Below are 389 nucleotides of genomic sequence, written 5' to 3' on the forward strand. Positions count from 1 at the left end.
AGCCATCGGCTCTGTCGAAGTTCCACAAGAAGCCTTCCTCAGTGTTCTCAGCATGGATGAAGACGATAAGAAATAAACTTGATACAAAGAAACACTCCTGCATTTTCTTGCAAGAGTGTTTTCTCTTATTTACGTTTCATTTCACCTTGTGGGTAGTAGGTCCCTTCAGGCATATCATTGATGAAGACATGAATGGCTTCTTTGGGCGCATTAGTATTGCGTGATACCACCTCAGTTACTTCACGCGCAAGGGCAATTTTTTGTTCTTCTGTGCGTCCTTCAAACAAATCAATACGTACAAATGGCATATATTTCCTCCTTTATTTTTCGTTTATTGTACCATAGTTTTTATGATTCTCCAAGGATATTTTCATAAGATATAACAAAAT

Annotated in this window: 1 protein-coding gene; it reads right to left on the reverse strand. The window is 38.0% G+C overall.

The annotated features are described in order from the left end of the window. Positions 1–125: 125 nt before the first annotated feature. Complete coding sequence (locus C1G53_RS07375; RefSeq protein ID WP_002934978.1) at positions 126–308, reverse strand: 4-oxalocrotonate tautomerase; 183 nt, start codon at positions 306–308, stop codon at positions 126–128. Positions 309–389 lie beyond the last annotated feature (81 nt).

The sequence above is a fragment of the Streptococcus suis genome (assembly GCF_002960445.1).
GTDB classification, from domain to species: Bacteria; Bacillota; Bacilli; order Lactobacillales; family Streptococcaceae; genus Streptococcus; species Streptococcus hyiners.